Origin of the sequence: Ruegeria sp. 6PALISEP08, assembly GCF_001238295.1 — a bacterium.
Taxonomy (GTDB): Bacteria; Pseudomonadota; Alphaproteobacteria; order Rhodobacterales; family Rhodobacteraceae; genus Ruegeria.
In genome coordinates, this window is the sequence record NZ_LGXZ01000010.1 from 1 (window position 1) to 20,977 (window position 20,977).

The 20,977-nt window shown below is 56.7% G+C and carries 22 protein-coding genes; 12 read left to right on the forward strand and 10 right to left on the reverse strand.

Going from position 1 to position 20,977, the window contains the following annotated elements; genetic code table 11:
• Positions 1-180 (reverse strand): hypothetical protein (locus tag ALB80_RS14885; RefSeq protein WP_157054224.1); only part of this gene is annotated, 180 nt, incomplete at its 3' end.
• A 221-nt stretch (positions 181-401) separates the two neighbouring features.
• Positions 402-737 carry a cupin domain-containing protein gene (locus ALB80_RS14890; RefSeq protein WP_050604885.1) on the reverse strand — a complete coding sequence of 112 codons (336 nt, stop codon included), beginning with the start codon at positions 735-737 and terminating at the stop codon, positions 402-404.
• 116 nt (positions 738-853) lie between these two features.
• On the opposite strand from ALB80_RS14890, the gene ALB80_RS14895 reads away from it, so the two are divergent.
• Positions 854-1,198 carry a hypothetical protein gene (locus tag ALB80_RS14895; RefSeq protein WP_083445326.1) on the forward strand — a complete coding sequence of 115 codons (345 nt, stop codon included), beginning with the start codon at positions 854-856 and terminating at the stop codon, positions 1,196-1,198.
• On the opposite strand, the gene ALB80_RS14900 is transcribed toward ALB80_RS14895, so the two are convergent.
• Positions 1,195-2,253 (reverse strand): transporter substrate-binding domain-containing protein, encoded by a 1,059-nt coding sequence (locus ALB80_RS14900; RefSeq protein WP_050605028.1) that lies wholly within the window; start codon positions 2,251-2,253, stop codon positions 1,195-1,197. The two genes, ALB80_RS14895 and ALB80_RS14900, sit on opposite strands and share 4 nt — an antisense overlap.
• A 210-nt stretch (positions 2,254-2,463) precedes the next feature.
• Between ALB80_RS14900 and dapE the strand changes: the two genes are divergently transcribed.
• From dapE to rnr, 4 genes are read left to right on the forward strand one after another with little or no spacing between them, the layout of a single operon-like run.
• Complete coding sequence (dapE, locus tag ALB80_RS14905; protein ID WP_050604886.1) at positions 2,464-3,603, forward strand: succinyl-diaminopimelate desuccinylase; 1,140 nt, start codon at positions 2,464-2,466, stop codon at positions 3,601-3,603.
• A complete protein-coding gene (locus ALB80_RS14910) occupies positions 3,600-4,025 on the forward strand; it encodes a GNAT family N-acetyltransferase (RefSeq protein ID WP_050604887.1) in 426 nt (141 codons plus the stop codon). The genes dapE and ALB80_RS14910 overlap by 4 nt, the downstream gene beginning before the upstream one ends.
• Positions 4,022-4,597: a TIGR04282 family arsenosugar biosynthesis glycosyltransferase gene (locus ALB80_RS14915; RefSeq protein ID WP_050604888.1), complete on the forward strand. Its 576-nt coding sequence runs from the start codon at positions 4,022-4,024 to the stop codon at positions 4,595-4,597. The genes ALB80_RS14910 and ALB80_RS14915 overlap by 4 nt, the downstream gene beginning before the upstream one ends.
• Before the next feature lie 47 nt (positions 4,598-4,644).
• Positions 4,645-6,903: a ribonuclease R gene (rnr, locus tag ALB80_RS14920; RefSeq protein ID WP_050604889.1), complete on the forward strand. Its 2,259-nt coding sequence runs from the start codon at positions 4,645-4,647 to the stop codon at positions 6,901-6,903.
• On the opposite strand, the gene ALB80_RS14925 is transcribed toward rnr, so the two are convergent.
• Both ALB80_RS14925 and ALB80_RS14930 read right to left on the reverse strand, forming a co-directional pair.
• A complete protein-coding gene (locus tag ALB80_RS14925; protein ID WP_050604890.1) occupies positions 6,894-7,280 on the reverse strand; it encodes a DUF1801 domain-containing protein in 387 nt (128 codons plus the stop codon). The two genes, rnr and ALB80_RS14925, sit on opposite strands and share 10 nt — an antisense overlap.
• On the reverse strand, positions 7,277-7,972 hold the full coding sequence (locus ALB80_RS14930) for a glutathione S-transferase family protein (RefSeq protein WP_050604891.1): 696 nt from the start codon (positions 7,970-7,972) through the stop codon (positions 7,277-7,279). The genes ALB80_RS14925 and ALB80_RS14930 overlap by 4 nt, the downstream gene beginning before the upstream one ends.
• Before the next feature lie 84 nt (positions 7,973-8,056).
• On the opposite strand from ALB80_RS14930, the gene ALB80_RS14935 reads away from it, so the two are divergent.
• Positions 8,057-8,770 carry a YafY family protein gene (locus ALB80_RS14935; RefSeq protein WP_050605029.1) on the forward strand — a complete coding sequence of 238 codons (714 nt, stop codon included), beginning with the start codon at positions 8,057-8,059 and terminating at the stop codon, positions 8,768-8,770.
• An 87-nt stretch (positions 8,771-8,857) separates the two neighbouring features.
• Positions 8,858-10,150 (forward strand): lytic murein transglycosylase, encoded by a 1,293-nt coding sequence (locus ALB80_RS14940; protein WP_050605030.1) that lies wholly within the window; start codon positions 8,858-8,860, stop codon positions 10,148-10,150.
• Between the two features lie 404 nt (positions 10,151-10,554).
• Here ALB80_RS14940 and ALB80_RS14945 read toward each other — a convergent pair whose 3' ends face one another.
• Together ALB80_RS14945 and ALB80_RS14950 are read right to left on the reverse strand one after the other, a co-directional pair.
• Positions 10,555-11,952, reverse strand: coding sequence for an aspartate aminotransferase family protein (locus ALB80_RS14945; protein ID WP_050605031.1), 1,398 nt, complete (start codon positions 11,950-11,952; stop codon positions 10,555-10,557).
• Positions 11,953-12,027: 75 nt separating this feature from the next.
• On the reverse strand, positions 12,028-12,711 hold the full coding sequence (locus ALB80_RS14950; RefSeq protein WP_050604892.1) for a GntR family transcriptional regulator: 684 nt from the start codon (positions 12,709-12,711) through the stop codon (positions 12,028-12,030).
• A gap of 140 nt (positions 12,712-12,851) precedes the next feature.
• Between ALB80_RS14950 and ALB80_RS14955 the strand changes: the two genes are divergently transcribed.
• The 5 genes from ALB80_RS14955 (at position 12,852) to ALB80_RS14975 (ending at position 18,146) form a co-directional block, all read left to right on the forward strand.
• Positions 12,852-13,937 (forward strand): polyamine ABC transporter substrate-binding protein, encoded by a 1,086-nt coding sequence (locus ALB80_RS14955; protein ID WP_050604893.1) that lies wholly within the window; start codon positions 12,852-12,854, stop codon positions 13,935-13,937.
• Positions 13,938-14,012: 75 nt separating this feature from the next.
• Entirely contained in the window at positions 14,013-15,140 is a 1,128-nt protein-coding gene (locus tag ALB80_RS14960) for an ABC transporter ATP-binding protein (RefSeq protein WP_050604894.1), read from the forward strand.
• Positions 15,140-16,030 carry an ABC transporter permease subunit gene (locus tag ALB80_RS14965; RefSeq protein ID WP_050604895.1) on the forward strand — a complete coding sequence of 297 codons (891 nt, stop codon included), beginning with the start codon at positions 15,140-15,142 and terminating at the stop codon, positions 16,028-16,030. The genes ALB80_RS14960 and ALB80_RS14965 overlap by 1 nt, the downstream gene beginning before the upstream one ends.
• Positions 16,027-16,845 carry an ABC transporter permease gene (locus tag ALB80_RS14970; protein ID WP_050604896.1) on the forward strand — a complete coding sequence of 273 codons (819 nt, stop codon included), beginning with the start codon at positions 16,027-16,029 and terminating at the stop codon, positions 16,843-16,845. The genes ALB80_RS14965 and ALB80_RS14970 overlap by 4 nt, the downstream gene beginning before the upstream one ends.
• The gene (locus ALB80_RS14975; RefSeq protein WP_050604897.1) at positions 16,842-18,146 is read left to right on the forward strand and encodes an FAD-binding oxidoreductase; all 1,305 of its coding nucleotides are present in this window, start codon (positions 16,842-16,844) and stop codon (positions 18,144-18,146) included. Before ALB80_RS14970 ends, ALB80_RS14975 begins: the two co-directional genes overlap by 4 nt.
• Positions 18,147-18,155: 9 nt before the next feature.
• Here the strand turns inward: ALB80_RS14975 and ALB80_RS14980 are convergent, their stop codons facing one another.
• From ALB80_RS14980 to ALB80_RS14990, 3 genes are read right to left on the reverse strand one after another with little or no spacing between them, the layout of a single operon-like run.
• The gene (locus ALB80_RS14980; RefSeq protein ID WP_253276889.1) at positions 18,156-19,025 is read right to left on the reverse strand and encodes a phosphotransferase family protein; all 870 of its coding nucleotides are present in this window, start codon (positions 19,023-19,025) and stop codon (positions 18,156-18,158) included.
• Between the two features lie 50 nt (positions 19,026-19,075).
• On the reverse strand, positions 19,076-19,738 hold the full coding sequence (locus ALB80_RS14985; protein ID WP_050604898.1) for a flagellar hook capping FlgD N-terminal domain-containing protein: 663 nt from the start codon (positions 19,736-19,738) through the stop codon (positions 19,076-19,078).
• Between the two features lie 3 nt (positions 19,739-19,741).
• Positions 19,742-20,974, reverse strand: coding sequence for a flagellar hook-length control protein FliK (locus ALB80_RS14990; RefSeq protein ID WP_083445321.1), 1,233 nt, complete (start codon positions 20,972-20,974; stop codon positions 19,742-19,744).
• Positions 20,975-20,977 lie beyond the last annotated feature (3 nt).

Genomic DNA, 20,977 nt, shown 5'->3' on the forward strand with positions numbered 1-20,977 from the left:
ACCACCTTCGGTTTCGCCACCGCCTTCGGTTTCGCCGCCGCCTTCGGTTTCGCCGCTACCTTCGGCTTCTTGAGCATATGCTGCATCTACTGTCGCTATGGACAGAATGGCTACAGCAGGTACTCCGGCCAGCGCGATCACGCTCGCTGTTGTCGTCATTAATTTGGACAGAACACTCATCTTAATTCTCCGGTAAAATGACTTATGCAGTGGCTCAAGCGTAGAGCGCGCACCACAAAACAATTTTGAATTAAGAACGCGGCGCTGAGGTCAGCAGAAACTGGCCCAAAATGAGGAAAAAATGTGGCATTAATGTGCCGGATTCAGCTCATGAGTTTGCGCTTCAAAACGCCTCAACCAAAAGTCGAAATCGGAAATGAAGTTTGGTGAGTCGTTTGTTGTTATGCCTTGATCGGATAGCGGTCCGGTTCTTCAAATACATCTATGACACGTGTACCGGCCTTTATCTTGCCACCGTGTTCGACGCCTGAGGGGATCGAATAGCTGTCGCCGGGGCCGAATGTTCTGGTCTCAGTGCCGATGGTCAGTTCAACCTCGCCCTCGATTACTGTACCCCATTGAGCCCTGTGAGAGTGTGCTGGCAACTCAAAGTCTTCGAGAAACGTAAAGAACGCAACCAAACCCGCATCCGACCGGATTACGGCGGTCTGAACCACTTCTTCCGGGAACGGGACGTCGAGGCTGGGAAAGGCTGTGATGAAATCGGGATAGGTCATGAAATGGTCCTGTGTCGTCTTGGATCGGTTTTCTCCCGGCACTATGGCCTCTGGATTACCTGTCTGCAATTCCCGGCTGCTTGACCGTGGGCGGGCGCACGGCTATGGCCCCATGCATGGAAAAGCAAAAGAAACCCTCGCGTCAGCAAGTTTATACCCTTCTGGTTCAGATCGGTCGCAAGGATGGCGACGGGTTGCCCGAGGGGGCAACGGGTGCAGCGCTTATCTGTTATGCCAGCGGTGTAGATGAGGCCGAGGCCGTGCGCGAGACGGTGGCTATTTTGAAACAAGCCGATACTGCGCCTCTGGACGTCACCGGGTACGGCACCTTGGCCGAGCGAGAAGCACAGGGGCACGATATCGAGCCAGACGAACGCGCCCTGATGCAGCGTGCACTGGATGAAAACGCCGTAATTGTCGCGCAGATGACGCCGTTTTTCGGAGACGAGGCGCAAGCCTAGTTCCGGGCGCCGAACCACTTGCGGTAAATCTCGTCATAGGTTCCGTCTTCGCGCAGCGAAAGCAGAGCCTGGTTGACATCCTCGACCAGGGGCGAACCGGTCGGAAATGCGATACCGTAGTTCTCGCGCAGGAAAACACCGCCTGTCATAGACGCAATACGCCGCCCTTCATGGGATGCATAGTAGGACAGGATGGGTGCATCGAACACCACCGCGTCCAAATCCTTGGCCTGGAAGGCGTCAAGCATCTGTTCCAGCCCCGTATAGCCAGTGAATTCGATCTCGCGCCGGTTCAGAAAGCTCGCTGCGGTCGAATTCGAAATGGTGCCGACAGTCTTACCGTACAAGTCGTTCACCGAATTCACGCTGCCAGTGATCGCGTCCACGGTCATGACCGACGTAATACGGGCGGTGAAAACCGATACGATGAACAATGATGAAACGACCAGAACCACACCCAGAAGCCGGCCAAAGGGGGTGCGGGGCATCCTTTCTTCAAATCCGCCATTCACAACAAGGTTCAGCGCCCACCAGAACGAAGGAAACCAGGCCTCGTTCAGCTTGCGGTCGAAATAGGGTTGGGCGCGCCGCTCAAAGCTCCACATCAACATGCCGCCACCCAGGAGGATGGCAAAAGCCAGACCAATGGCGATGAACAACTCTCTGGAAAGCAGTGCATGCAGAAGGGACGGCTGGCGGGCGGCCTCTGATGGTACCATGATCTGTAACCCCGCCTCAAAAATCGGCTGGGTGAAATCCATCTGCGTTTCCCGCTGGGCGGTGATCGAGATATTGGCGATGGCAAGATCCGCAGACCCATCCTGCACTGCATCAAGCATATCCGGAAAGGATTCGACGCGATTGACCGTGTAATCCCAATTCAATGACTCCGCCAATGCGGACAGCAGATCCATCGAAAAGCCGGTTTCAGTGCCGTCCTCGACATAGGAAAACGGCGGGCGGGTCACCGTAGTGACCGTAAGGGACTGTGCCATGCTCTGCTGTGCTAGAACGGCGAAAGTCAGGCTGATCAGTGCGAAGAATGCGCGCTTCATATTCAATTCACCTGTTTCGCGGCCCTGTAACGCGATTGTGCTGTGCACGGCAAGATGGTCGCCGGGTAAACTGCTTTGATTTATTGGGGTGTCGTTTTGAAATCTTGTCATTCGGATGAAGGGTTTTTTTGCGGATTGGGGTTGGAAAACCGGCCAATTCGTTGAATCTGTGCGCGAACCCGCGAAAGACACTGTTCCAGAGGCCAATGCATGACCGACCCCGTTCAATTGACAGCCGATCTGATCCGTTGCCCATCGGTCACACCCGAAGAAGGCGGCGCGCTTGTTTTGCTCGAGTCGGTTCTGTCGGACGCGGGGTTCGACTGCACGCGTGTTGATCGTGGAAGCATCTGCAACCTGTTCGCCAGATGGGGCCAGAAAGGCCACGCGCGCAGTTTCGGCTTCAACGGTCACACCGATGTTGTTCCGGTCGGGGACGAGGTGGCGTGGACGATGCCGCCTTTCGGAGCAGAGGTGCGGGACGGCGTGATGTATGGGCGGGGCACCACAGATATGAAGTCCGGGGTCGCGGCTTTTGCGGCTGCGGCGATGGACTTTGTCCGCGACACGCCGCCGGACGGAGCCATCATCCTGACGATCACAGGTGATGAAGAAGGCGATGCTGTGGATGGCACCACCGCCTTGCTCGACTACATGTACAGTGCGGATGAACGCATGTCAGTCTGTCTGGTGGGAGAACCCACATGCCCGAACAAGATGGGTGAGATGATCAAGATCGGCCGGCGGGGCTCGATGACCGCGTGGTTTACAGTCACGGGCGTTCAGGGGCATTCGGCCTATCCGCATCGGGCCAAGAACCCCTTGCCTGCCATTGCGCGGCTGATGGACCGTTTGGCTAGCCACGAACTGGATCAAGGAACGGACCATTTCGATGCTTCTACATTGGCGGTGGTCACCATAGACACCGGGAACGCCGCCACCAACGTGATCCCGGCGCAATGCAGCGGAGCGGTCAACATCCGCTTCAATGACCTGCACTCAGGTGCCAGCTTGAGTGACTGGTTGAAGTCAGAGGCGGATCAGGTTTCTGCTGAGTATGGCGTTGAAGTTGACGTTAAAATCAAGATTTCAGGGGAAAGCTTTTTGACCCCGCCCGGAGCCTTGTCGGATTTGGTCGCCGATGCGGTTGAAGCTGAAACCGGAGTCACGCCAGAGCTGTCCACAACCGGTGGTACGTCGGATGCACGGTTCGTCAAGAACCATTGTCCTGTTGTCGAGTTCGGGCTGGTCGGGCGCACAATGCATCAGGTGGATGAATGCGTTGAGGTGGCGCAGATCGAGCAGCTCAAGGCGGTCTATACACGCATCCTGACGGACTTTTTTGCATGAATTTTGACATTGAAGTTACGCAAGACTTACCATCTTGTTTTGCTCTGCGGCATCAGGTTTTCGTTCTCGAGCAGGGGGTCCCCGTATCGGAAGAGCAGGACGCGCTGGACAATGCAGCGATCCATCTTTTGGCGCGGGACGTGCAAGGGCCGTTAGGAACAGCACGCATTGTCTGCGACAGGGGCACGGCCAAGATCGGTCGAGTCTGTGTTCTGGCTCGGGCTCGGGGGCAGGGATTGGGGGCTGACCTGATACGCAAAGCGGTCGACCTTGCCCGAGCCGATCCAGAGATCAATAAAGTAAAGCTCGGTGCACAAACACACGCCGTTAGGTTTTATGAAAAACTCGGCTTTACTCCTTTGGGGCCGGTGTATCTGGATGCCGGGATTGAGCATCGCGACATGGTACGGGACTTGCCGTGAGGCGTACTTTGGTGATCATGGTGAAGGAACCTCATCCAGGTCGTGTGAAAACCCGTTTGGGTCGCGACATCGGTATGGTGGGTGCGGCATGGTGGTTCCGGCACCAGACCCGGTCCTTGATCCGGCGGTTGCGTGATCCGCGTTGGCAGATTGTGCTGGCGGTGTCACCGGATGCAGAGGGTCTGAACAGCCGGGTCTGGCCTGCTGATTTGCCACGCGCGCCACAGGGGCGCGGTGACTTGGGCGACCGGATGGGACGAATGCTGCGGGGCATGCCCAAAGGTCCGGTTTGCCTAATCGGCGCCGATATTCCGGGAATTTCACGCGTTCACATTGCCCGGGCTTTTGATGGGCTGGGTCGATCTCAGATGGTGTTCGGCCCTGCGCCGGATGGTGGCTATTGGCTGGTTGGGGCGCAGCGCTACGCGACTTTGCCCACAGGTCTGTTTCGGGATGTACGCTGGTCGACGGAACACGCTTTGGCCGACACGCTGGCCTCGATTCCCGGCTGCCGTGTGTCCTTTCTGGACCACCTGCACGACGTCGATACGATCGCCGATCTGAAACCCTGAGGTTTTTTGGTCATGACGCGGTCGCAAACGCGTGATAGGCCGAAAGTATGACTCGCATTCCCACCAAGCAGGAGGTCCTCGACTGGATCTCAGCGAACCCCACCCTCACGTCAAAACGCGATATTGCCAAAGCCTTTGGCATCAAGGGCGCGGATCGGATTGATCTGAAGCGCATCCTCAAAGAGCTTGAGGCGGAAGGGCATCTGGAAAAGCGCAATCGCAGCTATCGCGATCCGGATCGCTTGCCGCCTGTCAGTGTGTTGCAGGTGAAAGCGCCGAACGCCGATGGCGATTTGTTCGCGCGTCCGCTGGAATGGCATGGCGAGGGGGTTGAACCCACCGTCCTGATCATAGCCCGCGCCAGTGATCCGGCACTGGGCGAGGGCGACCGTATTCTGGCCCGCCTGACTGTGGTGCATGAAGAAGACCACAACTACGAGGCCCGCCTGATCCGTCGCATTGGGACCAACCCGCGCAAAATCGTCGGCATCTTTCGCAAAGGAGCCGAGGGCGGGCGTATTGTGCCCATCGACAAGGCAGGTTCCACCGAGTGGCTGGTCCATGATGGCGCGGTTTTGGGGGCAAAGGACGGTGAACTGGTCGAGGCTGAACAGGCAGGACCCAAGAACCGTATGGGACTGCCCCGTGCGCGTATTGTTGAACGGTTGGGTGATCCGACTGCGCCCAAGGCGGTGTCATTAATCGCGATCCATCAACACGGTATTCCGGATGATTTCCCCGACAAGGTGATTGCAGAGGCGGACAAGGCCAAGCCAGTTGGTTTGAATGGTCGCGAAGACCTTCGGGATATGCCTTTGTTGACCATCGACCCTTCGGATGCGCGCGATCACGACGACGCCTGCTATGCGCATGCTGATGACGACCCCAAGAACCCCGGCGGTCATGTGATCTGGGTCGCCATCGCTGATGTCGCTGCCTACGTGCAGCCAGGCACGGCATTGGATCGCGAGGCGCGCAAGCGTGGCAATTCCAGCTATTTCCCTGACCGGGTTGTGCCGATGCTGCCGGATCGTCTGTCGGGCGATCTGTGTTCTCTGCACGAAGGCGTGCCGCGCGCCTGTATCGCCGTGCGGATGCAGATCGACGCGGATGGGAACAAGATTGGCCATCGCTTTGTCCGCGGTCTGATGCGGTCGGCTGCCTCGCTGAATTATACCGAGGTGCAAGAGGCTATCGACGGCAATCCGAACGACCGAACCGGGCCGTTGCTAGAGCCGGTTCTGAATCCGCTTTACGCCGCTTATGCCGCGTTGAAGAAGGCGCGTACGGTGCGGCAGCCCCTGGAGCTGGATCTGCCAGAGCGTAAGATCGTTCTGTCCGACACAGGTGAAGTGACGAGCGTCGCTTTCCGAGACCGGCTGGACGCCCATAAGCTGATCGAGGAATTTATGATCCTCGCTAATGTTGCCGCAGCTGAGACCCTGATCGCCAAGCGTCGGCCCCTGCTGTTCCGCGTGCACGAAGAACCCGCGCCGGAGAAACTGGAAAGTCTTCGGGAAACAGCGCAGGCGGCGGGCTTGAATCTCGCCAAGGGGCAGGTTTTGCAAACCCGTCACCTGAACGCGCTGCTGAACGCGGCTGCTGGGAACGAGGATGCCGAACTGATCAACCTGACCACCCTACGGTCGATGGCGCAGGCTTATTACAACTCTGAGAATTTCGGTCATTTCGGGTTGGCGCTGCGGAACTATGCGCATTTCACCTCGCCCATCCGCCGCTATGCCGACCTGATCGTACACCGGGCGCTGATCTCGGCCCATGGCTGGGGCAAGGACGGTCTGACCGAAGATGAAATTATGCGACTGGACGAGACAGCCACGCATATCTCGGATACCGAGCGCCGATCCATGATGGCCGAGCGGGACACGACCGATCGTTATCTGGCCGCCTATCTGAGCGAGCGGGTGGGCAATGAGTTCTCTGGCCGGATCAGCGGCATCGCCCGGTTCGGGGCCTTTGTGAAGATGGACGAAACCGGAGCGGACGGGTTGGTGCCAGTGCGATCTTTGGGGCGCGAGTTCTTTCATTTCGACCGCGAGGCCGGGACGCTGATGGGATCGGACTCCGGGCTGATCATCGCCATAGGCCAGCGCGTCACCGTGCGCCTGACCGAAGCGACGCCTGTTACCGGTGGTTTGGAACTGGAGCTTTTGTCAATCGATGATCAGGCGCTGCCGCGCGGGCGGGGATCTGCAAAACGGGGGACCCGCCGAAAGGCCGTCAGCACCAAGCGCAAGAAGGACAAGATCAAGCGCAAGGTGGAGCGCAAGCGCCGTCAGAGGTGATAGGTAAGCGCCCGGGCAATCAGCCAGCCATGGCGGGTTACGTCGATCTGGCTTGGGTCATCGAACAGGATGGCCCGGTTCCCGTCAATCCGATCCTCACCTGGAAAGGCCGAGGTGAAATCGCCCATCAATCGGCTCTGACAATGCACGAACAGCGCGAAGCGTGCCGACTTGTGAGCCCCAAGCCGGATCGTTGATCCTTTGGGCGCAAGGTAGGCGGGCTGGCCCCAACGCAGTTCCTCACGCAGAGGATTGGCGGCGGGCAGAGATGTCGCCGTGTCAAAAACCAGCTCTCGTAACCCCAAAACCCCCGCACGCGTGAGCGGGGGGAGGGCCTCGAATACCGCGGCGACTTGAGGATCATCAAAGGGTTTCAAACGGGTATCGCCTTTTCCATCTGGTCCACGTAGCTGTTCAACAGGTTATCCTGTTTGATGCGGCGGGTCAGCGGGGTATCTGCTGGCGTCGCGCGCATTGCAGCCAGCATTGGGCCGACACTCATGTCCGCGGAAGTTGGTCGGTCCCCCAACAGGAACGAAGATTGCCAAAGATAGGCCGAGATCGCCTCGAGATCGCGTTCAACCCGGTCCAGCCGCTCAGAGAGTGAGAACCGCCCTATCCCTTGTGATGTGATCCCTTTCAGAACAGATTTTCGGATCGCATTGGACGCCGGTTTGCGGATCAGGGCGGGTATCCCGGTAAAGAAGGTTTCCCGCAAGATCGGCCATACGTCGTCATTGCCCCAGCGATCCAGAACGATATGAAAATACAGATGCTCTTCGGCCATGCGCACCAAAGCGCGGGATTGCGCCCTTTCCACATCTGTCAGGCCCTGATCGAAATCTGCGCCATTGGTTTCCAGCCAATCTCGGATCAGGTCGCTGTCGGGGATCAGACGTTCGGGCGTGCGCAGCACAGGCAGTTTCTGATGCGGCATCTTTCGGGGATCCAGCATGTCAGAGCGCTGCCAATCCTGACCGGAGTGTTGCAGCATCAAAGCCGTTTTGACGCAGAATGGGCTGGCACTGAACAGGCCGAAGGCAGAAGGATAGGTGAGAAGGGTCAGCATCACTGTGCTCCGTTTTTGGCGATGCAAAATGTGTAATCGGGGCTAATGACAGTTTCTGTCATCAGGTTTAAGCTAGAATGCATCATGTCCCGTACCGCCCGATTGTTCCAACTGATGCAGGCCCTGCGTTCGGGCCCGTCGCCCAAAACTTCTGCGCAACTGGCGCAGGATCTGGATGTGTCTGCCCGGACCGTCCACCGCGATATCGATGCGCTGCGTGGTCTGGGGGCTGTTATCGACGGCGAAGCTGGGTTTGGGTTTACACTGATTGAGGATGCGACACTGCCCCCGCTGGGTTTCACCGACGATGAGCTTGAGGCGCTGGTTCTGGGCCTGCGCGAAGTTCAGGTCATTGGTGATCCGTCTTTGGCGGATGCCGCCGGTGCGGCCCTTCGAAAGCTTCAGGGCCGTTTGCCCCCGCGTCAGTCGCACCGGCTGAGCCACGCAATCTTGGCGGCTACCCGGTTTGACCGCCCCCCGGCGCCGACGATTGACGCGGCAACGTTGCGGCAGGCGGCTTGGGACGAGCGCGCGGTGGAGTTTTCGTATACGGATGCAAAGGGTCAGGCTACGCTTCGGCGCGTAAATCCGCTTAGCATCGTCTATATGGACCGTTCGAACGTGTTGCTAAGCTGGTGTTATCTGAGACAGGATTTCCGTGTTTTTCGCCTGGACCGGATGCAGGATATGCGTGTGACGGATCAAAGCTTTAGACCAAACCGCGTGCCGATGCTGCGCGACGTTCTGGCCCGCATCCGCGCGGACCGGGAAGCACAAGAGCGCGAAACAGGGGGCTGAGTGCTTTGTGATTTGCTGATTTTGCGCTACCCTGGGGTTGAGCAGTGATCAGGAAAATTCGGTATGCATAAATGCGTAGGCGGCGTCATGACCGTCGTATTATGGGCATCCATGGTGCAGGCGGACACAACAGAAACAGGAAATTGGTCGAGCGGCGATACGCTTGGTAAAACGGTACAACTGGCTTCGGCAGATTTGGCTGTTTCGCTTCGACCCGTTCCACGCCCATCGATTGAGGCGCTGCACGTGTCGGCAGCAGCGGTCGCGCGGTTTCAGGTCTGGCTGAGCGCGTTTCAGGGTCGTGCGCAACAGCAGGGAATTACGAAAGGAACGCTGTCTCAGGTGTTCTCGGACATTACCTTTGACGAAGACATCATAGAGCGAGACCGAAATCAGGCAGAATTCTCGAAACCGATCTGGGAGTATCTTGAGTCCGCAGTTTCAGATACGCGCTTGTCTAATGGTCGTGCAGCCATGCAACGGCATCGGCAGGTGCTGAACCGGATCGAGGCCGAATATGGCGTCGAAAAAGAAGTGGTCACGGCCATTTGGGGTTTGGAAACTTCGTTTGGATCGTATCGTGGCAGCAGCCGGACGCTCAGGTCGTTGGCGACACTGGCCTTTGATGCAAGACGGGCTCAGTTCTTTGAAACGCAGTTGATTGCCGCCCTGCAGATCGTGCAGGCAGGTGATGTAAGCGCCGCAAACATGTTGGGCAGCTGGGCGGGTGCGATGGGCCACACCCAATTCATGCCGACCTCGTATCTGGATCATGCGGTCGACTTTGATGGGGATGGCCGTCGTGATATCTGGTCAGACGATCCAACGGATGCATTGGCCTCGGCGGCGTCGTATCTGGCGCAACATGGCTGGACCAAGGGGCAACCCTGGGGTGTTGAGGTGCGATTGCCCGCAGATTTCGACTACGCTTCGGCCCGGCGAGACTTTACCCGGATGCCGTCCGAATGGGCCGCGCGCGGTGTGTTAGGGCGCGACGGAACGCCAGTCCCAGATCACGGTCGGGCCGCGATCCTGCTTCCTGCTGGAGGGCAGGGCGTTGCGCTGATGATCTTCGACAATTTCAGCGTGATCGAGGCGTATAACGGGGCCGATGCATACGTCATAGGCATCGGGCATTTGTCCGACCGGCTTACGGGTGGCGCACCGTTTCTTTCCGACTGGCCACGTGCTGAGCGGGTGTTGAGTTTCAGCGAGCAAAAGGAACTGCAATTCCGTTTGACCGAGGCTGGGTTCGACACAAAGGGTATCGATGGGCGCACCGGGCCAAACACGATCAACGCGGTGCGGGCGTATCAATTGGCACAGGGGTTGCGGCCGGACGGGTATCCGACAGTGAGGCTATTGGATCAGCTGCGATAAGAAGGAAGTAAGCTCTGATATCACTTAAATCTACAACGCATCACTCATTCAGACATTTACAAGCCAGGGCTGCGAAGCCTCCTGTCTATCGCCACTCACTTCGATAGACAGGAGGCAGACCCAGAGTAACAGCGGGCCGCGACACAGGCCGAGGTAATATGAGACCTGATTCGCATTCGAATACTTGAATCCAAAAAGAGCTAAATCAAGTTATTTGCCGCGCGGAAAATTTTTAATTTATGCGAGAATGCTTTTACTTGTTCGCATCGGACGAAAGATTTCTCGACAGCGACAATACGTTGATTCTATCTTGTTGTTTTAAAACAGTAAAATAGAATATCGAAACCAAACTGAATAAGGGACGCTTTTATGGCGTCCCTTACCTGCGTGTTTTCACGAAAGGCTTACGATGCAGCTTTCATTAGCCCCTGTGCGATGATCTCCGCCTGGGCTTCGTCCAATGACTTGTAAATCCGCACGAACATCTCGTCGATTTCCGCAGGGGTCAGGATCAGTGGCGGTGAGATGATCATCCGATCGCCGACATGGCGCATGATCAGGTTTTTGGCAAAGCATCGGTCGCGGCAGATATAGCCGACGGTGCCAGGCTCAGACGCGAATTTGGCGCGGCTGGCCTTGTCTGGTGTCAGCGCGATCGAGGCCATCATGCCGACGATCTTGGCCTCACCCACCAGCGGGTGATCGGCCAATGCCTCCCACTTTTCCTTCAGGTAAGGGGCGGCAACGTCGCGCACATGTTCAACGATCTTCTCTTCTTCAAGGATGCGCAGGTTCTCCAGCGCCACGGCAGCGGCGACCGGATGGCCGGAATAGGTGTAGCCGTGGTTGAATTCGGTACCGCCGATCACTTCGGCAATCTCGTCATTCACGATTGATCCGCCGATAGGCGCATAGCCCGAGCTGAGGCCCTTGGCGATGGTCATGATATGTGGCTTGATCCCAACGGTTTGCGAGCCAAACCAGTTTCCGGTACGGCCAAATCCGCAGATAACCTCGTCTGCGATCAACAGGATGTCGTACTTGTCACAGATGCGTTGGACTTCCGGCCAATACGTATCCGGCGCGACGATCACGCCACCTGCGCCCTGCACGGGTTCAGCGATGAAGGCGGCGACGCGGTCTTCGCCCAGTTCCAGAATGGCCTCTTCCAGTTCACGTGCGCGGGCCAGTCCGAACTCTTCCGGCGACATGTCCCCACCTTCAGCCCACCAATTTGGCTGGTTGATGTGGTGAATGTTTGGAATCGGGATGCCACCCTGAGCGTGCATGCCTGCCATACCGCCCAGGGACGCCGACCCGACCGATGAACCGTGATACGCGTTGTGGCGGCTGATGATGATGTTCTTGTCCGGCTGGCCTTTTTCAGCCCAGTAGGTGCGCACCAGACGGATATTGGTATCGTTGGCCTCGGACCCGCCCGCAGCAAAGAAGACGTGATTCAGATCGCCCGGCGCCAGCTCGGCAATTTTTGCCGCCAGCGCGATGGCCGGAACGTGGGTCGTTTTGAAAAAGGTGTTGTAGTAGGGCAGTTCACGCATCTGACGCGCGGCCACATCCGCCAGTTCATCCCGGCCGTAACCGATATTGACGCACCACAGACCTGCCATCGCATCCAGGATCTCTTCACCTTCGCTGTCTGTCAGGTAAACCCCTTTGGCCCGGGTGATCACGCGCGCGCCTTCCTGACCCAGCGCGCCATTGGCGGAAAACGGATGTATGTGATGGGCCGCATCCAGCGCCTGTAATTCGGCGGTCGGCATATGGTTGGTGATGGTAGACATCTGCGACTCTCCCATAAAAGCAGTTGATGGGTACAATATGATCAAATTTTGCACTGTCAATCAAATCGATCTGTTTTAGGCCGATGAGATGGCCTCGGATATCAGTTCCATGCCCTGTTCAATATCCTGAGCCGTGGCTTTTGCCACCTTTTCCGCGTTTCCATTGCGCAATGCGGTGATGATGTCCTTGTGCCGATCAGGAAGGCTTTGCGTCCCAAAACGACCGCACACAACACGTAGAGATGGGCCAAACCGCAACCACAATCGTTCAGCAAGATCATTGAGAATCGGAGCGTTGGCATAGGAATACAACGTTTCATGGAACGCTTGATTCAAGCGTAAGTAACCCCCTACGTCTCCATCGGCGATCATGCGGTCCAGATTCTTGTCGATACCTTCGAGATGATCAATATCATCCGCCTGCAAATTTGCAGCCGCCCGCCGAGAAAGCTCTGATTCAATTGATATTCTTGCGAATATCATCTGCTGAATATCGCCGGAGTTCAAAAGCGGGACACTGACGCGCCGATTGCCTTGGAACACCAAAGCTCCGTCTGAAATCAGTCGACGGATTGCCTCGCGCACCGGGGTCATTCCGACACCCAGCGAATCAGTCAATCCCTGGATGGTAACGGGCTGTCCTGGGACGAGTTCACCGAAAAGGATCTGTGATCTGAGGGTTTGGTAAACCTGCTCGTGCACGGGTTGTTTGCCGCCGTCGGCCAACGACAAAGATGCCTTATTTTTGATCAAATCCAATTGGTTCTTCCCATTTCGACTAACCCTGACTTGTCAGGGGACAGACCTCGTGGAACCATACGCTGGATCGAGGTAAAACGCAAAACTTGATCAAATCCAAAAAAACGGGAAAATAGCCGTACATTTGCAGGGAGAAGAAAATGACAATCAAAACGCTGACCATGACAGCGGTCATCGCATTGGGGACTTCGGCGGCCTTCGCCGAAGAGGTGCGTGTTTATAATTGGTCTGACTATATCGACGAAGAATTGCTGAGCAAGTTCGAGGAAGAAACCGGTCTGACCTTGATCTACGACGTGTTCGACAGCAATGAGGTTCTGGAAACCAAGATGCTGGCCGGCGGTTCGGGATACGACGTGGTGGTGCCATCGGGCACATTCCTTCAGCGTCAGATTCAGGCTGGCGCTTTTCAGGAGCTGGACTCTTCCAAACTTTCGAATACGGGAAATCTGTGGGACGTCATTCAGGAACGTACTGCGGGATATGATCCGAATAATGCCTATTCGATCAACTACATGTGGGGCACGACTGGCATCGGTGTGAACGTAGACAAGGTCAAAGAAGCCCTGGGCGATGACGTGGCCCTGAACAGCATGGACTTGGTTCTGAAACCAGAGAACATGGAAAAGCTGGCATCCTGTGGCGTTCACTTCCTTGATGCGCCAGCCGAAATGATTCCGATGGCCTTGCAGTACATCGGTGAGGACCCCGACAGCCATGACCCGGATGTGATCAAGAAGGTCGAAGATGTTCTGACAAGCGTTCGTCCGCACATTCAGAAGTTCCACAGTTCAGAATATATCAACGCGTTGGCGAACGGTGATATTTGCGTAGCTGTGGGCTGGTCCGGAGATATTCTGCAGGCGCGGGACCGCGCAGCCGAAGCTGAAAATGGTGTAAACATCGAGTACCATCCGTTCGCGGAAGGCTCGTTGATGTGGTTTGACCAGATGGCGATCCCAGGGGATGCGCCGAATCCGGAAGGCGCGCATAAGTTCCTGAATTTCATTCTGGATGCCAACAACATGGCTGCTGCTTCCAATTACGTCTATTACGCGAACGGCAACAAAGCCTCGCAAGAGTTCCTTGAGGAAGACGTGATTGGCGATCCGGCAATTTACCCGGATGATGCCACCATGCAGAACCTGTACATCACGACGCCATATCCCGCGAAAACGCAGCGTGTCGTGACCCGTCTTTGGACCAAGATCAAGTCAGGTACCTGATCATGTTAACGGCGCGGGGCGGTCGGATGACCGCCCCGTCGCACTCTTGTCCAAACTGACCAAGCGGGGGCTGCTTTGAATACTGACGTCTTTACGCCGTGGGATGACCCACAGGCGAAACCCTTGATCCAGTTCCAGAACGTGACCAAGCGCTTTGGCGAGTTCACGGCGATCGACAACCTGTCGCTGGGTATTTTCGAACGTGAGTTCTTTGCTCTGCTTGGCCCGTCAGGATGCGGCAAGACAACGATGATGCGGATGCTTGCCGGATTCGAGACGCCGACCGAAGGACATATCCTGCTGGGCGGTCAGGATATCGACCCGATCCCGCCGAACAAGCGGGCTGTGAACATGATGTTCCAGTCCTATGCCCTTTTCCCCCATCTCAGCGTCTGGGAAAACATCGCTTTTGGTCTGCGCCGGGACAACATTCCCAAGCACGATCTGGAAGATCGGGTTGAAGAGATGCTACGCCTGACCCGTCTGGAACAATTTGCCCGCCGCAAACCACACCAGATTTCGGGCGGTCAAAGGCAGCGTGTGGCACTAGCCCGTTCACTGGCCAAAGCACCCAAGCTTCTGTTGCTGGATGAACCGCTGGGTGCTTTGGACAAAAAGCTGCGGCAGGACACGCAGTTTGAATTGATGGATATTCAGGAGAAGACCGGCACCACCTTCGTCATCGTCACCCACGATCAGGAAGAGGCCATGACCGTCGCCAGCCGTGTAGCGGTGATGGATCAGGGGCAATTGATGCAGGTTGCCACCCCGGATCGGATCTATGAAAACCCTGCTTCTATTTATGTCGCTGATTTCATTGGAGATGTGAACATCATTGAAGGTCGGGCCACATCATCCGGAGAGGACGCCTATCAGGTTGACTGGGCCGAAGGTCAGGCCCCTTTGACGGCTTCATCGTCAACCGGATTCGCAAACGGTCAGTCTTGCCACCTTGCGATCCGCCCCGAGAAAGTGACAATCTCTGCCGAGCGACCCGCCGATGCGGTCAACGTTGTTCAGGGCAAGGTTCATGACATTGCCTATCTGGGCAATCTGTCCACCTATCACGTCGAGTTGGCAAACGGCACGATCATCAAGGCACAGACGGCCAACACCCGCCGCATCTCGCGTCGCTCCTTCACCTGGGAAGACTCAGTCTGGCTGTCTTGGACAGCGACGGCTGCTGTTCTGCTGGCCAACTGATGCGCCGCGCCGTCCTGATCGCCATACCTTATGTTTGGCTGCTGGCACTGTTTCTGGTGCCGTTCTTCATTGTTCTGAAGATTTCGCTGTCGGATACCGCGCTAGCTATTCCGCCCTATACTCCGACTTTGGACCTGTCTGCCGGTTGGGCCGGGATCAAGGACTTCTTCAGCCAGCTGGATCTTGAGAACTATGTCTGGCTGACCGAAGATGACCTGTATTGGAAAGCCTATCTGTCCAGCGTCAAAATCGCTCTGATCTCGACCTTCTTTACCCTTCTGGTCGGCTACCCCATTGCTTATGGCATGGCCAGGGCACCCCAGGAATGGCGACCAACACTGATGATGCTGGTGATCCTGCCGTTCTGGACCTCATTTCTAATCCGGGTTTACGCGTGGATGGGTATTCTGTCGAATGAAGGGTACCTGAACCAGATTTTGCTGTGGACAGGTATCATCTCGACCCCGCTGACGATCCTGAACACCTCGACCGCTGTCTATATCGGCATCGTTTACACCTATCTGCCCTTCATGATCCTGCCCATCTATTCGGCGTTGGAACGCATGGACGGGTCGCTGATCGAGGCGGCCGAAGATTTGGGTTGTTCCCGTTTGCAAGCCTTCTGGCTCGTGACCATCCCGCTTTCCAAACCCGGCATCATCGCGGGTTGCTTCCTTGTGATGATCCCCGTGATCGGTGAGTTCGTGATTCCTTCGCTTCTGGGCGGTTCGGGTACGCTGATGATCGGCAAGGTTCTGTGGGAGGAGTTCTTCTCGAATCGTGACTGGCCGGTGGCCAGTGCTGTGGCCATCGTGTTGCTGTTGATCCTGGTGATTCCGATTGTGCTGTTCCAGCGCAACCAGCAGAAACAAGCGGAGGCCGAGGGATGAACAGACTAAGCTGGTTCAATACGGTTTCGCTGACGCTGGGCTTTGCGTTCCTGTATATCCCGATGATCATCCTGATCATTTTCAGCTTTAACGAAAGCAAACTGGTCACGGTCTGGGCCGGGTTTTCTACCAAATGGTACGGAGAGCTGCTGCAGAACGAGGCGTTTCTGGATGCCGCCTGGGTCACGATTCGGGTCGCGGTCTTTTCGTCGACACTGGCGACCATTTTAGGAACAGCCGCCGCCTATGTGCTGGTCCGCAGCGGGCGGTTCTTTGGCCGGACGTTGTTTTCAGGCATGATATACGCACCGCTGGTGATGCCCGAAGTGATCACCGGTCTTTCGCTGTTGTTGCTGTTTATCGGCATCGGTCTGGATCGCGGTATTCTGACCATCGTTCTGGCTCACACGACCTTTTCGATGTGTTTCGTTTCGGTTGTTGTATCCTCGCGCCTCATCACCTTTGACCGGTCACTGGAAGAAGCGGCTTTGGACCTTGGATGCTCGCCCGCGCAAGCCTTCCGCCTTGTCACCCTGCCGATCATTGCACCCGCAGTGATCTCGGGCTGGTTGCTGGCCTTCACCTTGTCGTTGGACGATCTGGTGATTGCGTCCTTCACTTCGGGGCCGTCGGCAACGACCTTGCCGATCAAGATCTTCTCGGCGGTGCGCCTCGGCGTCAGTCCGGAAATCAACGCGTTGTCTACGATCATGATTGCCGTGGTGACGGTTGGGGTCATCGCAGCTTCGCTTGTGACCAAACGTGCGATGGTGCGTCAGCGGCAGGATGAATTGGCCGCAGCGCGCACCGAATGAAGCGGATTTTTCCTGACTACGCTTATAGCGACGCGCCACGCGACAGCTGTTGGTGGGATGAAACAATTTTCCATCCGACCTGGCCCAAGTTTCAGGGTGACTTGAAGGTTGACGTCGCCATTATTGGCGGCGGATTTACGGGGGTTTCTGCCGCTTTGCACCTGGCGGAGAACACCACCTCTGTCGCGGTGTTCGAGGCCGGTCCACCGGGATGGGGTGCGTCAGGGCGCAATGGCGGCTTCTGCTGTCTTGGTGGGTCCAAACTGAGCTCAGCTATGATGGAGCGTCGCCACGGGCGCGCTGCGGCGCGGGCCTATGCCGCAGCGGAAGAAGATGCGGTGAACTTGGTCGCCAATCTTCTTGATCAGCATGGGATAGAAGTGGACAGACATTCCAGCGGAGAAACCCGGTTGGCGCATTCGAAACACGCGATGGATGTGTTACGCAGAAATCAAGATGAGATTGGGGTGCTACATGATGTCACTGACTTACCTGGGCTCGGTATGGGCGGTTCCTTTTTCGGTGGGTACACACATCCCGTTGGTTTTGGCCTGAACCCTCGTAAGTACTTGTTTGGAATTGCCAAAGCAGCAGAAGATTCCGGAGCACAACTGTTTCAAAATAGTCCGGTACTGGGTATCGAAAAAACCGAGTCAGGATTTGTGTTGAGAACCCATACTGGGCGGGTCAACGCACAAGCGGTACTGGTCTGCACCAACGGCTATTCCAGCGAAGACATCCCGGATTGGATGTCGGGGCGTTACATGCCTGCCCAGTCGACGATTATGGTCACGCGCCCGCTTAGTCATGGCGAGCAATTGGCGCAGGGATGGACTTCGGGCCAGATGTGTTACGACGCGCGAAATCTTTTGCATTATTTCCGCTTGATGCCGGATGGGCGGCTTTTGTTTGGAATGCGAGGTGGGCTGCGGTCCTCTGTGCAGTCAGAAGTATCCATTCGGGCAAAGGTTCAGCGGGATTTCAAAAAGATGTTTCCGGCCTGGTCAGCGGTCGAGGCCACGCATCTCTGGTCCGGTATGGTGTGTATGTCGCGTGCGTTGACGCCCTTTGTCGGGCCAATACCCGAGCAACCGGGCGTGTTTGCGGGTTTCGCGTATCACGGAAACGGTGTTGCGATGGGAACTTACAGCGGGCGCGCCCTTGCTAGGCTAGCTCTGGGGCAGGACGCCGAATTGCCTTTGCCAATGACGCAAACACCGAAACGCTTTCCTTTAGGGCGCTGGCGTCGCGCGCTCATGCCGCCGGCCTACGCCCTGATGGCGCTTGCGGATCTAAGGTGAGGCCAAGGATTACAGAGCCGCAATTTCCAGCCTCAAGCCTTCTGCATAATCCGGCGCACCGTTTTCCGCGCGCCACAGGCAATAGGCTGCCATTCGCCAGGCGTACCAAGGTTGTAAGTGCCGATAACGGGCCGCGATTTCGGGATCCCCGTAGGCATTTAAAAACTGCTCTTCCTCGGCTTTTGTCAAAGGCGTCCCGCGGTACAGGCTTTGCATGGCCGGAGATAGAAACAGCGCCAAATCCTCGGTTGGGTCGCCATGGGCCGGGCACTGCCAGTCGATCAGAGTCAGGTTTTTTCCTGCAACCAGAATGTTCCCGGCTACGGGATCGCCATGAATCAGGCATGTCTGTTCCGCAGGCGCAACCGTTTGTAAGGGTTGCCGTTCCAACAACCTGTCTCGCGCCTCAGAAGAGCAGCCCTGCAGAATACGAAGCCCGTGGGCTTTTAGATCCTCACTGCCGTTGCATCCAGCGGGAGCCGGAACGGAAAGCGTGAGGTCATGCAACCTGCGCAACAACGAACCAACCTTGCCGGCTTCTTCCTGCCAGGGTGTTCCAGGGGCGTGGTCATAAAAGACCCAATGTGCATCCTTGTAGCGCCCTGCGGCGCGCAGTCTCGGCACGAACCCTTCTGGCCCGAGGGCTTTGAGGCATTGCGCCTCCAATCCCGCGTCGTTGCGAAACAAAGGATTGCGCAGGGCCGTGCTGTATAGCTTCAGCACTTTGTCGCCGTCGTCTTCCAGAACCTTCCAAACCTTATTGGTACGGCCACCATAAAGCGTTTCAAACCGCGGGTGTATGCTGACCAACCCTTCAATGTGGAGTTGGTCAACCAGATCGCGAGGAGGGAAAGGCTGATCGGACAGGGGTTTCGTCACTTCTTTTGGCGAGTCGATTTGCCAAGCTTTGGACGGTCCTGCGCGGCAGATCAAGCACCAGTTCGGACGGCGCTTACATCGCCTGCAGAAATCACCTGGCCGCCGCTTAAGGTCAACATCACAGTGTCGCCCCCAACTTGCGCCTCAACGACGCGGTTATAGGCAGCCGCAGGTGTTTGAGACAGCAAATCTCCGCCCTTGTAGTTTTCCAGCGTCGCCGTGTAGTTTCCGGCACTCATCGGATCGCCCGACGAGGTTACGCCAGCCCACACAAACTCGGATTTTGTCGAGGGCACTGTGATCCGGTCGAGAACAGTGCCGCTTTTGTCCCGGATCACCAGCTTGGTGGTGTCGGCTTGGGGGTCAGGTTGGGCAAACAGTGTTTTGGGATTGCCGGCAAAATGAAACGCGGATGTTGATCGAACATCCATGCCCACCCAACCTGCAAGCTCGTTCAGGTTGACGCTGCCCAGCGTGCTGGCCAGATTCGACAAAAGACCGTTGGTCTGAACTTGTTGTTCCACCATCGAGAATTGTGCCAACTGTGATGCATATTGGGTCGAGGCCATAGGCTCCAACGGATCCTGATTCTGGGCCTGCGCCGTGAGCATCTGCAAAAATGTCTCAAAATCCGATGTGATTGCCGATGTCTGCGAGGCTGCTGTGGATTGCTGCGCCCCAGAAGTCGGCGTGGTGGTGACGGGAGTAATCATGTGTCAAAACCTCATGTCGATGCCCCGGAGCGAGCCCGGAGTTTGCGGAAGTGAAATGGCTTGAGGGTCTGGTTCGCCCTGTCGAGGTTCGAAGGCAGGTCCGTCCTCGGTCTTATCGGTGCCGGCCCCGTGCGTGCCGGCATCGGAGGATGTACCCAGATCAAGGCTCAACTCACCGTAACCCAGATTCTGAAACTCTTCGGTAAGTACGGATAAATGGCGTCGCATAAGGTCCAGAGTTTCCGGGCGTTCCGTCGTAATGGTCAAATGCACTCCATCATCACGCCCATTCAAAATTATTGAAACACGCCCCAGCTCTTCGGGATTTAAAGCGATTTCCATTGCCCCGGATCCCGGGCGCGTCTGGACTGACATTGCAAGTTGACTGGCGATTGCACGGGCGATTTCAACACGGGCAGCTGTAGTTGGTGCCGTCGATTGTGGTGTTGGTTCTCGTGTTGCCTGATGCAATGGTTCGTCCTTGGTGATTGCCACGGCTTCAACGTCCTGACCGAGGGTCCCCTGTTCGTTCTCAACCATGGCTGCCATCAATTGAAGCTGCGCAACCGGAGGTGCACGATCCGGTACTGTCGGCTTGATCGGTGCAAGTGTGGCTTCTGGCCAAGGTGCTTTCTCGCCGCTGTTTGAGGCTGGTCCGTTTTCCAGCATGGCCACTTTGCCTTCAGGCAAGGTCATGTCCTTCACCGACAAACCATTTTCAGCAACTTTTGTTGATTGAACCTGTCGGGCGATTACGGCCTGCAATTGTCCTTCCACCGGTCGCACAACAATGGGCACGTGCGGGTTGGTGTGAGTGTCTGGATCAACAGGTATCGAAGCAAGCGCCTGTTCCGGCGCAGCGTTGGCGAATAAACTTGGAAGACCGGGTTGCGCGGACGCAGTTGGGTTCGATTCTCCTTCAGGCATTTGCACCACGCCCCCATGCGTGGGGAAATCGGCGGGATTGCTGGCCAGTTTCGAAAGAGAAAGCGGTTCGGCCATCGGGGCCGCTTCGAGTGAATCAACTTCTACAATCTCGGTTTCAGCACCCGTGTCCTCAATCTCGGGGGCTCTGGCGGACAGTTGGGCATCGGGTTGATCCTTGGCGTTCTCCTCCTGTTTCAGGATATCTTCAAAGCTTGTTCCATCGCTTGCCTGCTCCGCCTCGTGTCGGGATGACGCGGGTTTCGCAGTGGCTGGTGATGGTGTGGTGGCCAGCATAAGTGGGTTGGGCATTTT